The 14,796-nt window shown below is 40.5% G+C and carries 7 protein-coding genes; 4 read left to right on the top strand and 3 right to left on the bottom strand.

What is annotated here, in order from left to right; genetic code table 11:
* Nucleotides 1-154 precede the first annotated feature (154 nt).
* Nucleotides 155-1,600, bottom strand: a complete 1,446-nt coding sequence (locus IPI59_02305) for a L,D-transpeptidase family protein (GenBank protein ID MBK7526396.1) — start codon at nt 1,598-1,600, stop codon at nt 155-157.
* A gap of 134 nt (nt 1,601-1,734) precedes the next feature.
* On the opposite strand from IPI59_02305, the gene IPI59_02310 reads away from it, so the two are divergent.
* The 4 genes from IPI59_02310 (at nt 1,735) to IPI59_02325 (ending at nt 6,038) form a co-directional block, all read left to right on the top strand.
* The gene (locus IPI59_02310; GenBank protein MBK7526397.1) at nt 1,735-2,400 is read left to right on the top strand and encodes a hypothetical protein; all 666 of its coding nucleotides are present in this window, start codon (nt 1,735-1,737) and stop codon (nt 2,398-2,400) included.
* A 46-nt stretch (nt 2,401-2,446) separates the two neighbouring features.
* Nucleotides 2,447-2,884, top strand: a complete 438-nt coding sequence (gene rpiB, locus IPI59_02315) for a ribose 5-phosphate isomerase B (GenBank protein MBK7526398.1) — start codon at nt 2,447-2,449, stop codon at nt 2,882-2,884.
* Between the two features lie 755 nt (nt 2,885-3,639).
* Nucleotides 3,640-5,130, top strand: coding sequence for a polysaccharide biosynthesis protein (locus tag IPI59_02320; GenBank protein MBK7526399.1), 1,491 nt, complete (start codon nt 3,640-3,642; stop codon nt 5,128-5,130).
* 26 nt (nt 5,131-5,156) lie between these two features.
* Nucleotides 5,157-6,038: a tetratricopeptide repeat protein gene (locus tag IPI59_02325; GenBank protein ID MBK7526400.1), complete on the top strand. Its 882-nt coding sequence runs from the start codon at nt 5,157-5,159 to the stop codon at nt 6,036-6,038.
* A 15-nt stretch (nt 6,039-6,053) separates the two neighbouring features.
* Here the strand turns inward: IPI59_02325 and IPI59_02330 are convergent, their stop codons facing one another.
* Together IPI59_02330 and IPI59_02335 are read right to left on the bottom strand one after the other, a co-directional pair.
* The gene (locus IPI59_02330; GenBank protein ID MBK7526401.1) at nt 6,054-7,925 is read right to left on the bottom strand and encodes a BspA family leucine-rich repeat surface protein; all 1,872 of its coding nucleotides are present in this window, start codon (nt 7,923-7,925) and stop codon (nt 6,054-6,056) included.
* Between the two features lie 92 nt (nt 7,926-8,017).
* Nucleotides 8,018-14,548: a BspA family leucine-rich repeat surface protein gene (locus tag IPI59_02335; protein MBK7526402.1), complete on the bottom strand. Its 6,531-nt coding sequence runs from the start codon at nt 14,546-14,548 to the stop codon at nt 8,018-8,020.
* Nucleotides 14,549-14,796 lie beyond the last annotated feature (248 nt).

The raw sequence follows: 14,796 nt of genomic DNA on the forward strand, positions 1-14,796 counted from the left end.
AAATTGGCATTTTATAGCGGTTATGCTAATTTTAAAAACATTCAATTGTTCCACGTGGAACAGTACCGAAAAGCCGCCTTGCATAAATTATTTTGTTCCACGTGGAACAAAATTAAAGCATCCGGACAAAGAGTTAAATTTAGAGGAGTTTCAACTATAAGTTTATTAGTTGTGTAATTTGTCGCTTATCGTAACCATAAACATCGCGGCCAAATTGCAGCTTACCGTTTTCATTTACCCAAGTTGTAAGGTAAAACACATGCACTTTAACAGGCTCGGGTAATTTTGCGTAAGTTTCGCGGCCTTTATACATGGCGCCTTTAATAGCCGATTCATCCCATGTGCTGCCTTGTAAAACTTTTTGGGCAAACTCAACAGGCTGTTGTACACGTACGCAACCATGACTAACAGCGCGGTAATCGGCCAAAAAATCGGTTTTATTAGGGGTGTCGTGCAAATAAATATTATAGCCGTTGGTAAAAGGAAATTTAGCCTGCCCCATACTATTGGTTTCTTTGGGGCGCTGGCGCATACGCACGCGGCGCATATCGACATCATGCCAATTAATATCGAGGGGGTTTACCTTTTGGCCATCTAACCATACATCTACGTCGGCCACAACAATTACAGCAGGATTCATTAAAATAAACTCCATTTCTTCTTTGGCAATATTGGTAGGTATATTCCACACGGGGCTAAAAATTGCATTTGTCATGGGTTTGTTGACCAATATGGGAGTAGCATGTTTAGGCTCGCCCACACAAGCCCTGATTGTTGAAACGGTATCGCCTTTATCAACAACACGAATTAAAAACTCGGGAATATTAACCCAAACATGTCTTTCGCCCAAACTTTCGGGTAGCCAGCGCAAACGTTCCATTGAAAGTTTGATGGCATTTATGCTATTTTCTGTTGTATCGGCTGAAGGTGCTTGTAAATAAAGCGCTAATTGTTTTTTTAGCAGTGGATATTGCGGATGCTGTGGCGATAAATTAGCCAATGCAGTTTCAAAATTATTTCCGGATGTTGTTAAGGCGGCTGTAAGGTTGTCGGCTAAGTTTTGTTTGCGCGGCGAAATATCCCAAAGTCCCTTGGGCTTAAATTGCCCTGTTAATTGGTCAGAAGCGTAAGCCATATAACTAAGGGTTAGTGCGGCATCTAATTGCGAAAGTTTAGCGGTATCGGTGGCTGTTTTACGCAAACTATCAATTTGCTGCAAACCGTAACGATTAGGGTTTAAGCCCTCGGCAGCAGCATTGGCAATAGTTTTAAGCAAAGCACTTCCTTGTTGGTTTATTTCGTCTTTACCAATCCACGCCCATTGAAAATCGCGTTTTGTATAAAATTGGGCAACCGCCGCTTTAATCGAATCGGCAGCTTTGTTTGAAAATCCAGTCCATACAAATTGCTGTGGCGTAATAACCTGCTCAAGCGCTTGTTTAATTTTTACCCGCCCTATTGAATCGGCACGGGCGGCTGCGGCAATTGCTTTGGCATTTTTGTTCTCAGAGTCTGTACCCGAATTACATCCGGATATTAATACTAAAAAAAATGCAAAACAAAAAATAAAATTATAATAAAAAATGATAAAGTCTTTCATAAAATCGCTTTCAATCAAATATTCGGCAAAAATACAAGTTCCGGAAATAATAGCATCATAAAAACTAAATTCAAAGGGCTATCTTTGCGCTAAAATTATTTATCTTACTAAAAAAAGTATTATTGTATTAAATTATGGCAATAAACCCCAATTTTAAACACATAAAGATTACACGCGGCCAAATGCAAACTACAGACATGGATTATATACCGCCGCGTGGTGTTGATGTGCAAACCTTAGCGCGCAAAGTTGAAACAAACCCAAACGAGGCTATTACCGAAATCAGAGCGCTTATAGAAAAACACCCAAAGCAAACAGCATTGTTATATAATATTTTAACGGTGGCGTACCAACATGCTAAAAAGAGCAAAAAGGAGTTTTTAGAAATGACCAAAGAAGGCTACGAAAAAAACCCGAACTACTTGTTTGCAAAAGTTGCATACGGCCAGGCGTGTTTACAAAACAAGCAAAGAAATAAAGTGGTCGAAATTTTTAACGGCAAATTTGATTTGCAAGAACTTTACCCAAAACGGCGCGACTTCCATGTGCAAGAGGCCGTTGTGTTTTATGGTTTTCTGTGCCAGTTTGCTATGAGCGAAAAAGACACCGAAACCGCCGAGCAATATTATGAGTATATAAAATCGCTTGACCCTACTAACCCACAACTAAAACAATTACAACAGCTTTTAATGGTTAGCCGTTTTCCGAGTTGGACGCGCTATGCCATCATTGCAGGTATTGCCGTATTGGTTTTAGGTGTAATATACTTGCTTTACCTGTTATTCGCATGGATTTTCTAAGCAGCAAATAAATTAAACATACAATAATATAGTAAAATATTTTTTTATGCAAACTATATCAATAGCTATTGGAAGCGACCACGCTGGATACACCGCCAAAACAGCCTTAATACAGCATTTAAAATTGCATGGTTACCAAATTACCGATGTTGGAACACATAGCCTCGAAAGTGCTGATTATCCGGATTTTGCCCACGCAGTAGCCAATCAAATTAACAACGGCGATGCCCAAATGGGCTTTTTACTTTGCGGAAGCGCCAACGGGGTGGCAATAGCTGCTAATAAACACACCAATATACGCGCTGCAATTGCCTGGCTACCCGAGTTGGCAGCTTTGGCACGCCAACACAACAACGCCAATATCTTATGTTTTCCGGCAAGGTATGTAACTATAACCGATATTTATGCCATGGCCGATATATTTTTAAACACCGAATTTGAAGGAGGCCGACATAAAAATCGCGTGGACAAAATAAATTGTTAATACACTTTCTTGTTTTCGCGCAAATAAAAAAACAACGAACCATGCAAACTATTATTCACTTTCCACTAATAAGTTAATTAGAATAAAATTTTTTTAAAAAAATCTTTTAGTTCATTATTATAGTGTGGATAAGGTGGAAAATAAAAACACAAAAAACTTGTTTTTCCGGATATTACCACCGGAAAACAACTTATCCACTGTGAAAAAAAGAGCTAACTAATTGATTTTAAGCACTTTGTGGTTTTATTAACAATTAGCGTGCAAGTTATCCACCGGATAAATACCGGCGCAGGCAGTTTATAATAACCAATTTAAACTCGTTGATAAATTATAGTGAATGACCGGATAAACAGCCTGTTTTACACAAATACATGGTCAAGAAAATAACGAGGAGAGCGCAATGAGGAAAAACAAGTGTTTATGCACGCGCCACGCCGCTTAGTTGTGGATAAGTAGAGTTTTCTAAAATATTGATTTTGAGACGATAATAAAATTGCCTTTTTTGTAACGTGTATAACTTAAAAAAATAAACACATAGTCTTATTGAAATGGGGTGTGTAAATTAAAATGTGGATAAGTGGCGATTATTGTGAGTGGGTATAGGTTTATTCACAAAAATAGATGGTGATTTAAAAAAAAAGAGTGGATAACTGAGCGTTTGGACAGAGAATAGAACAGCAATACAGTTTTCCGGATATTTTAGTATTCATTGTTTGAAACGCATAGCTCAAATAGAACAATATTGCTACAACAAGATGAATCATAATAGTTTAATAAAAAAATTAGTTGGCCAAACTGCAATTTATGGGCTACCCGCTATAGTGGGGCGTTTGCTTAACTATTTATTAGTTCCATTATATACCTATATTTTTAACACTGCCGAGTATGGACAGGTAAGTATTGTTTATACTTTTAGCGCGCTAATGGCAGTTTTGCTAACCTACGGCACTGAAACAGCTTTTTTTAGATTTGCCAATAAAAACAACAATGCCGAGTCGCTGACTCTGCCAAACCAAGCCCAAAATATAAATACAAATCCTAAGCAAATATACGCCACACTTGGGCGCGGACTTTTGCTAACCACAGCCATAACAACCGCACTACTTCTTTTAATAACAAAACCAATAGCCGCAGGCTTGGGCATAGCGCAGTATCCCCAGTTTGTAACATGGATACTTTTAATTTTAGCCGCCGACACAATTACATCGTTGCCGTTTGCCTTGCTTCGTTTTCAAAACCGACCGCGCTATTTTGCTTTAGTGCGCGTGGTGGGTATTGCTGTAAATATATTATTAAACATCTTATTTTTAGTTGTTTTGCCCAAATATGCAAACTGGCAGCCACATATTAAATATATTTTTTTAAGCAATTTGGCAGCAAGTGTTTTTACCTTGCTTTTTTTGTTACCTCAAATTAAAGCAATGTTTGCGGCAAGTTTTAACAGGCAATTATGGCAAACAATGTTAAAGTATGCGCTGCCTTTAATAATTGTAGGCTTGGCGGGGGTATCTAATATGGTGCTCGACAGGTTATTGCTGCGATGGTTACTGCCCATGCCCTTTGCCGAGGAGCAAGTGGGTATTTACGCCGCTAATTACAAATTGGCAACCCTTATGGCTTTGGTAACACAGGCATTTCGAATGGCTGCCGACCCCTTGTTTTTTTCGCAAGCCAACAATAAAAATTCGCCAGTTTTTTATGCAAAAGTTACGCATTTGTTTACCGCCGGAGGCGCTTTATTGTTTTTGGCCGTTACGTTTTGTTTGCCGGTTTTACAATATTTTGTAGGGCCGCAGTTTCGCGAGGGATTAAAAGTAGTACCGCTATTAATTGCAGCCAATATATGTTTGGGTATTTATTATAATTTTTCGGTATGGTATAAATTGACCGACAAAACCAATGCGGGGGCCATTATTACAACTATTGGCTCGGTTGTTACCTTGTTAATAAATTTATGGCTAATACCAATAATAAGTTACGAGGGCGCAGCTTGGGCAACATTTTTAGGCTACGCAACCATGATGCTAATGGCGTATATTTGGGGGAAGCGCGTTTACCCCGTACCATATAAAATTTTACGGATGATGGGATATGCCGCCGTTGCTTTTTGTGTTTATTGGTTTAGCGAAAAAATATTGCCAGTTTGGCTTGCTAATTCATCCGGATATTTGCAATACATCCTCCGGATTTTCGTTTTTATGCTAATAACAGCGCTGTTTTTTATCATCGAAAAAAAATCAAAATAAATAATAGTATAATATTTTATAATAAAATGAGATTTTTGTTCAAAAAAAAACTTAAACCCTTATTTTTTAAGACAACGGCAATATTTATTTTTCTTTCCGGATTTTTTTTCTTTCCGGATAAATATGAACTGCAAGCCCAGAATGCCGATATTCGGAGCGGAAACAGTAGTTACAACAAAGGCAATTACGAAGACGCAAAATCTAAATATCAACACGCAATAGATAAAAAACCACAAAACCCACCCGAAGCGGCCTTGTATAACCAAGGCAATGCCATGTACCAACTTGAGCAGTACAACGAGGCCGCAGCCCGTTTTGGCCAAGCAGCGCAGCAAACAAAAAACACCGATATTAAAGCCAAAAGCTATTATAACCAAGCAAACGCCCTGCTAAAAGCCTCGCAGCAACAGCAGCCGGGGCAACAAACACAAAATAATGCCAACGCACACCAGCAACAAGCCGCCGCCGCCTTACAACAAAGTATAGCAGCCTATAAAAATGCGCTGCGACTAAATCCCAACGATGCCGAAGCGCGATACAATTTGAGTTATGCCCTTCAGCAGCAAAAACAACAACAGCAGCAGCAACAAAATCAAAACCAAAACCAAGAACAACAAAACCAAGATAAAGAGCAACAAAACGAGCAACGGAATCAAACCCAAAGCCAGCAAAATCAAAATAAGGATAAGCAACCGCAAAATGAACAGCAGCAGCAACAAAATAGCGGCTCAAACAAAGAAAATGAGCAACAACAACAACAACCCCACAAAACACAAGCCATGACCAAAGAAGATGCCATGCGTGCATTAGAAGCCGCCCGCAACGAAGAGCTAAAAGCCCGGCAGCGTATAGACCGCGAAAAAGCCCAGCGCAACTACCAACACAACAGCCGTCAAAAAGATTGGTAATCAATTAAGCGAGTGCTACCTGCGCACTACCTTTTGCACAACGCTTCCAAGCTCCGAATCGAAGCGCAGAAAATACACCCCTGCCGCAAGGTTATCGCCGCCCCATGTAATGGTAGTGGGTTGTGGCGACAAGTTCAATACCTGTTCTTTCACCACCATGCCAAGGGAATTGGTAATGTGCAGCCTTCCGGAAATTGTATTGTACGAGCTTAGTTCAATTGTAGTTGTTTGGCTAAATGGGTTGGGCTTTATAGCTATTTGGTATATCATCTCGGGTTGGGTTACCGCCAAGGGGAAGCAGTTGTCGTCTGCGGCCAAGTCGCCGGTAATCTTCCATGCCTTGTCTGTTATTAGTATATTTCTTGCAACCTCCGCACCGGCATTGTATTTTAAGTTTAATGCCCCCAATTTTCGGTTTGAAGGGGTTGCGGGGTTATTTGCCCATCCGGATAAAGTTGTAGCATAGGTTTCACAATCCATACCACAATAATCTATCATATAGGTCATAACCACATTTGGGTTTAAAGCCCAAGTACCAAGTGGTTGGTTAAACATTGTGGCTTCAAAAAACATCTCCCACATATTTGTAACATTTTCGGTGTTCCAGTTTTCAATAGGTTGGTTGAAGGCAATCGCCTCGTAAAACATCCCACTCATATTGGCGACACTTGAAGTATTCCAGTTTTCAAGGGGTTGATTAAAGGACTCGGCACGGGCAAACATATTTTCCATATCTGTAATATTTTCAGTGTTCCATTTTTCAATGGGCTGGTTAAAGGCAATAGCACCAATAAACATGCCACTCATATCAGTAACGTTAGCGGTGTTCCATTTTTCAATGGGCTGGTTAAAGGACTCGGCAAACATAAACATACGACTAAAATCTGCAACATTTCCGGTATTCCAGTTGCCAATGGGTTGATTAAAGACAAAGGCAGCTACAAACATTTCACTCATATTTGTAACATTTTCGGTGTTCCATTTTTCAAGGGGCTGGTTAAAGGCAATGGCCCTGTAAAACATATCACTCATATTGATCACATTTTTGGTGTTCCATTTTTCAAGGGGTTTGTTAAAGGACTCGGCATGAAAAAACATATCATTCATATCAGTAACACTTGAAGTATTCCATTTTTCAATTGGTTGGTTAAACGAAGTGGCAATAGAAAACATGTCGCTCATATTGGTAACAGCTTGTGTATTCCAGTTGGCAAGGGGTTGGTTAAACGAAGTGGCAACAGAAAACATCCAACTCATATTGGTAACAGCTTGTGTATTCCAGTTGGCAAGGGGTTGGTTAAAATTCTCGGCAGCCCAAAACATATAACTCATATCGGTAACATTTTCGGTGTTCCATTCGTTTATATTAGTTGGTCCGTTCAGGGAGGTGCACCAGGCAAACATACCGGCCATATTGCTAACGCCTGTTAGGTTGGGCAGGTCGGTGGCGGTGATATTCAGGTTTGCGCAGCCATAAAAAGCATTTTCCATTGAGGTCCAAGCAATATCGCCCCACTGATTTACATCTAATAATTTAAAACGGTCTCCGGAATTATTGAAATAAATACGCGGGAAACTGCCTTGTATGCGTAGGGTGTAGATGCCGGGCGTGCCGTAGTTGTGGGTTGCATTTCCGGATAAATTGGTTTCGTCGTAAATGCCGTCGTTGTCCCAGTCAACTTCGTAATTATAACCGCCCCCGATAGTTGGTAGGGTAAAAGAGGTTTCATTTGACGAACCATCGGAAATGTTTTCTGTATTGATTGTAATAATAAACGCTTCGGGTTGCGCCAACAAACTGTTTGCCGAAAGCATAAAAAATAAGCTTACAAAAGTTAAATTCCGTAGGATATAAGGAAGTGGATACTTGTTTCTACTATTTTTCATGATGGGTAATTTTTTATTGGATTTAAAGGAAATATTTTATTTCCGGATTGGGGAAATTGTTGAGTGCAGGGTTTGGACTATCGAACAATTGGCTATTGCTCTATTTTTACAATTTTGCGCACAACGCTTCCAAACTCCGAATCGAAGCGCACAAAATAAACCCCTGCCGCAAGGTTATCGCCGCCCCATGTAATGGTAGTGGGTTGTGGCGACAAGTTCAATACCTGTTCTTTTACCACCATGCCAAGGGAATTGGTAATGCGCAGCTTTCCGGAAATTGTATTGTACGAGCTTAGTTCAATTGTAGTTGTTTGGCTAAATGGGTTGGGTTTTATGGCTATTTGGTATATCGCATCAGGTTGGGTTACCGCCAAAGGGAAGCAGTTGTCGTCTGCGGCCAAGTCGCCCTCAATAGTCCATGTTTTGTCTATTGTTAGTATATTTCTTGCGACCTCCGCACTGGTTTTATATGTTAAGTTTAAAGCCCCCAATTGCCGGTTTACTGGGGTTGCGGGGTTATTTGCCCATCCGGATAAAGTTGTAGCATAGGTTTCACAATCCATACCACAATAATCAAGCATAGAAATCATATCTACATCCGGATTTAAAGCCCACTCACCAAGGGGTTGGTTAAAAGAGATGGCCTCTAAAAACATACCGCTCATGTTTTTTACCGATTTTGTATTCCATTTGTTAACAGGTTGGTTAAAGGCTTGGGCGGCGGCAAACATATTGCGCATATTTGTAACAGCTTGTGTATTCCAGTTTCCAAGAGGTTGGTTAAAGGAGGCGGCACCGTTAAACATCCCACTCATATCGGCAATATTTTCGGTGTTCCAGTTTTCAATAGGTTGGTTAAAGGCTTGAGTAGCAGCAAACATATTGCGCATATTTGTAACAGATTGTGTGTTCCATTTGTCAATAGGTTGGTCAAAGGCAATAGCGCCATCAAACATACTGCTCATGTCTGTAACATTTTCGGTGTTCCAGTTACCAATAGGTTGGTCGAAGGTAACGGCATTTAAAAACATACTATTCATATCTGTTACATTTTGGGTGTTCCAGTTGCCAATGGGTTGGTTAAAAGCATCGGCGCCCAAAAACATACCGCTCATAGTTGCAACATTTTCGGTGTTCCAGTTTTCAAGGGATTTGTTAAAGGTTATAGCGTATCTAAACATACTGCTCATGTCTGTAACGGCTTTAGTATTCCAGTTTTCAAGAGGCTGATTAAAGGACTTAGCGTTAGTAAACATGCTACCCATATATTTTACGGCTTTAGTGTTCCAGTTTTCAAGGGGCTGGTTAAATACAGTGGCATACTCAAACATCTTCTCCATATCTGTAACGGCTTTAGTATTCCAGTTTTCAAGGGGCTGATTAAAGGCAATAGCACCATAAAACATGCCACTCATATCGGTAACTTTATCGGTGTTCCATTTTTCAATGGGTTGGTTAAACGAGATGGCAACAGAAAACATATTGCTCATATTTGTAACTGCTTGAGTGTTCCAGTTGGCAAGTGGTTGGTTAAAGGAGTCGGCATCTAAAAACATACTGCTCATATCTGTAACATTCACGGTGTTCCATTTTTCAATAGGTTGGTTAAAGGCATCGGCGCCCAAAAACATGCTGCTCATGTCTGTAACATTTACGGTATTCCATTTTTCAATAGGCTGGTTAAAGGACTTAGCATCAAAAAACATATAGCTCATGTCTGTAACTGCTTGTGTGTTCCAATTTTCAAGGGGCTGGTTAAAGGTAAAAGTACTATAAAACATAATAGACATGTTTTTGACGGCGGTAGTATTCCATGTATCAAGGGGCTGGTTAAAGATAAAAGCACCCAAAAACATACCCATCATAGTTGTAACGTTTTCGGTATTCCAGTTACCAATGGGTTGGTTAAAAGCATAGGCATAGCTAAACAAGTAGCTCATGTCTGTTGCGGTCTGTGTGTTCCAGTTGTCAATATTAGTTGGCCCGTTGAGGGAGGTGCACCAAGCAAACATGCCCGCCATACTGCTAACGCCTGTTAGGTTGGGCAGGTCGGTGGCGGTAATATTTAAGTTTTTGCAGCCATAAAAAGCATTTTCCATGGAGGTCCAAGCAATATCGCCCCATTGATTTACATCTAATAATTTTGCGCGGTCTCCGGAATTATTGAAATAAATACGCGGGAAATCGCCTCGTATGCGCAGGGTGTAGATGCCGGGCGTGCCGTAGTCGTGGCTTATATTTCCGGATATATTGTTTTGGTCGTATATGCCGTCGTTGTTCCAGTCAACTTCGTAATCGTAGCCGCTTCCGGTAGTTGGTAGGGTAAAAGAGGTGGCATTTGACGAGCCATCGGAAATGTTTTCTGTATTGATTGTAATAATAAATGCTTCGGGTTGAATTGGCAAACATGCTTCATCGGCAGCGATGTCGCCGGTAATAGTCCATGCTTTGTCTGTTGTTAGTATATTTCTTGCGACCTCCGCACTGGTTTTATATTTTAAGTTTAATGCCCCCAATTTTCGGTTTGAAGGGGTTGCGGGGTTATTAGCCCATCCGGATAAGGTTGCCGAATAGTTTGCGCAGTCCATACCACAGTTGTTAAGCATAAAAGTCAAATCCACATCCGGGTTTAAAGCCCACTCACCAAGGGGCTGATTAAAGGAATTGGCATTTAAAAACATGTTACTCATATCCTCAACATTTTCGGTGTTCCAGTTTTCAAGGGGTTGGTTAAAGGAGTCGGCATAGACAAACATCCCACCCATATTGGCAACACTTGAAGTATTCCATATTTCAATTGGTTGGTTAAAGGAGGCGGCAGAGGCAAACATCCCATGCATATTTGTAACGTTTTCGGTATTCCAGTTGCCAATGGGTTGATTAAAAGATTCGGCACCCCAAAACATACCATACATATTTGTAACATTAGCGGTGTTCCATTTTTCAAGGGGCTTATCAAAATCTAAAGCATAACTAAACATTTGGCTCATATTTGTAACGTTTTCGGTATTCCAGTTGCCAATGGGTTGATTAAAAGATTCGGCACCCCAAAACATACAATACATATTTGTAACACTTGAGGTGTTCCATTTACCAATAGGTTGGTTAAATGCCTCGGCGCTGATAAGCATATGGCTCATATCGGTAACACTTGAGGTGTTCCATTTACCAATAGGTTGGTTAAAGGAGTCGGTATAGGCAAACATCCCACTCATATCAGTAATATTTTCCGTATTCCATTCGTTTATATTAGTTGGGCTATTAAGTAAGCTACAGTTTTTAAACATGGCTGCCATACTGCTAACGCCTGTTAGGTTGGGCAGGTCGGTGGCGGTAATATTTAAGTTTTTGCAGCCATAAAAAGCATTTTCCATTGAAGTCCAAGCAATATCGCCCCACTGTTTAACGTCTAATAGTTTTAAATGCTCTTTGGAATTATTGAAATAAATACGCGGGAAATCGCCTTGTATGCGCAGGGTGTAGATGCCGGGCGTGCCGTAGTCGTGGGTTGCATTTCCGAATAAATTGGTTTCGTCGTAAATACCGTCGTTGTCCCAGTCAACTTCGTAATCGTAGCCGCTTCCGGTAGTTGGTAGGGTAAAAGAGGTTTCATTTGACGAGCCAGGAATAATATTTTCTGTATTAATTGTAATAATAAATGCTTCGGGTTGAATTGGCAAACATGCTTCATCGGCAGCGATGTCGCCGGTAATAGTCCATGCTTTGTCTATTGTTAGTATATTTCTTGCGGCTATTGCATTGGTGCCATATTTTAAGCCTAAAGCCCCCAATTGCCGGTTTACTGGGGTGGCGGGGTTATTAGCCCATCCGGATAAAGTTGCCGAATAGTTTGCGCAGTCCATACCACAGTTGTTAAGCATATCATACATGTCCACATTCGGGTTTAAAACCCAAGTACCAAGGGGTTTGTTAAAGGACTCGGCATAGTAAAACATCTCACTCATGCTTGTAATATTAGCGGTGTTCCAGTTTTCAAGGGGTTTGTTAAAAGCAAGAGCCCCATAAAACATGCTGCTCATATCTGTAACATTTTCGGTGTTCCATTTTTCAATTGGTTGGTTAAAGGACTTGGCTTCGTAAAACATACCGCTCATACCTTTAACGTTGGTTGTATTCCAGTTGCCAAGGGGCTGGTTAAAGGACTTGGCTTTGTAAAACATACTACTCATAGCTTCAACATTTTTGGTGTTCCAGTTGCCAAGGGGTTGGTTAAAGGCAATAGCTTCGGCAAACATATAACTCATATTGGCAACATTTGAAGTGTTCCATTTTCCAAGGGGCTGGTTAAAGGCAAGAGCATAATCAAACATACCATTCATATATGCGACACTTGAGGTATTCCAGTTGCCAATGGGTTGATTAAAAGATTCTGCATTAGAAAACATCCCACTCATATCCGTAACATTTTCAGTGTTCCAGTTTTCAAGGGGCTTATCAAAATCTAAAGCGTAACTAAACATGTGGCTCATATTTGTAACGTTTCCGGTATTCCAGTTGCCAATGGGTTGATTAAAAGATTCGGCACCCCAAAACATACCATACATATTTGTAACATTAGCGGTGTTCCATTTTTCAATAGGTTGGTTAAATGCCTCGGCGCTGATAAACATATGGCTCATATCGATAACACTTGAGGTGTTCCATTTACCAATAGGTTGGTTAAAGGAGTCGGTATAGGCAAACATCCAACTCATGTCTGTAACAGCTTGAGTGTTCCAGTTTTCAAGGGGTTGATTAAAGGCAATCGCCGAATAAAACATGCGGCTCATATCTGTAACGTTTGAGGTGTTCCAGTATCCAAGGGGCTTATTAAAATTTAAAGCATCTCTAAACATCTCGCTCATATCTGTAACATTTTCGGTGTTCCAGAAACCAATAGGTTGCTTAAAGGCATAAGCATAAGCAAACATCCCACTCATATCCGTAATACTTTCCGTGTTCCATTTGTCAATATTAGTTGGCCCGTTCAGTGTTTGGCACCCCCTAAACATGGCAGCCATACTGCTAACGCCTGTTAGGTTGGGCAGGTCGGTGGCGGTTATGTTCAGGTTTTGGCAACCATAAAAGGCATTTTCCATTGAAGTCCAGGCAATACTACCCCACTGTTTAACGTCTAATAGTTTTAAATGCTCTTTGGAATTATTGAAATAAATACGCGGGAAATCGCCTTGTATGCGCAGGGTGTAGATGCCGGGCGTGCCGTAGTCGTGGCTTATATTTCCGAATAAATTGGTTTCGTCGTAAATACCGTCGTTGTCCCAGTCAACTTCGTAATCGTAGCCGCTTCCGGTAGTTGGTATGGTAAAAGAGGTTTCATTTGACGAGCCATCGGAAATGTTTTCTGTATTAATTGTAATAATAAATGCTTCGGGTTGAATTGGTAAACATGCTTCATCGGCAGCTATGTCGCCGGTAATAGTCCATGCTTTGTCTATTGTTAGTATATTTCTTGCGGCTATTGCATTGGTGCCATATTTTAAGCCTAAAGCCCCCAATTGCCGGTTTACTGGGGTTGCGGGGTTATTAGCCCATCCGGATAAAGTTGCCGAATAGTTTGCGCAGTCCATACCGCTATTATCAAGCATAAAAGTCAAATCCACATCCGGGTTTAAAGCCCACTCACCAAGGGGTTGGTTGAAGGCAATCGCTTCGTAAAACATCCAACTCATATCCGTAACACTTGAAGTGTTCCAGTTGGCAAGGGGTTGGTTGAAATTCTCGGCACTCCAAAACATATAACTCATATTGGTAACATTTTCGGTATTCCATTTTTCAATAGGTTGGTTAAAGGTATCGGCGCCCAAAAACACGCTGCTCATGTCTGTAACATTTTCGGTATTCCATTTTTCAAGGGGCTGGTTAAAGGAAATAGCATCAAAAAACATATAGCTCATATCTGTAACTGCTTGTGTATTCCAATTTTCAAGGGGCTGGTTAAAGGTAAAAGTGCTATAAAACATAACAGACATGTTTTTGACGGCGGCGGTATTCCAATTTTCAAGGGGCTGGTTAAAGATAAGAGCGCCCAAAAACATACCGCTCATAGTTGTAACGTTTTCGGTTTTCCAGTTTTCAATGGACTGGTTAAAGGCATAAGCATAAGAAAACATCCAACTCATATCAGTAATATTTTCCGTATTCCATTCGTTTATATTAGTTGGGCTATTGAGTAAGCTACAGTTTTTAAACATGGCTGCCATACTGCTAACGCCTGTTAGGTTGGGCAGGTCGGTGGCGGTGATGTTCAGGTTTTGGCAACCATGAAATGCGTTTCCCATTGATGTCCAGGCAATATTTCCCCACTGTTTAACGTCTAATAGTTTTAAACGCTCTCCGGAAAAATTGAAATAAATACGCGGGAAACTGCCTCGTATGCGCAGGGTGTAGATGCCGGGAGTGCCGTAGTCGTGGGTTGCATTTCCGGATAGATTGGTTTCGTCGTAAATACCGTCGTTGTCCCAGTCAACTTCGTAATCGTAGCCGCTTCCGGTAGTGGGTATGGTAAAAGAGGTGGAATTTGACGAGCCAGGATTAGTGTTTTCCGTATTGATTGTAATAATAAATGCTTCGGGTTGCGCCAACAAACTGTTTGCCGACAGCATAAAAAATAAGCATAAAAAAGTTAAATTCCGTAGGAAATAAGGAAGGAAATACCTGTTTTTAATGTTTCTCATAATAGTATTTTTTTATTGGATTAAAGGAAGTATTTTATTTCCGGATTGGCGGATGTGGATGTGGATGTGGTTTTTTTGAATCCGGTTAAATAGAAGAGGGAGTGCTTAGGCGCAATAATATTCGGATAGAAAAATTGAGGCTTTGCCTTATTGTTTTTCTTACTGCGTTTAAGTTT

The sequence above is a fragment of the Sphingobacteriales bacterium genome (genome assembly GCA_016706405.1).
In the GTDB taxonomy this organism is placed as follows: domain Bacteria; phylum Bacteroidota; class Bacteroidia; order Chitinophagales; family UBA2359; genus BJ6.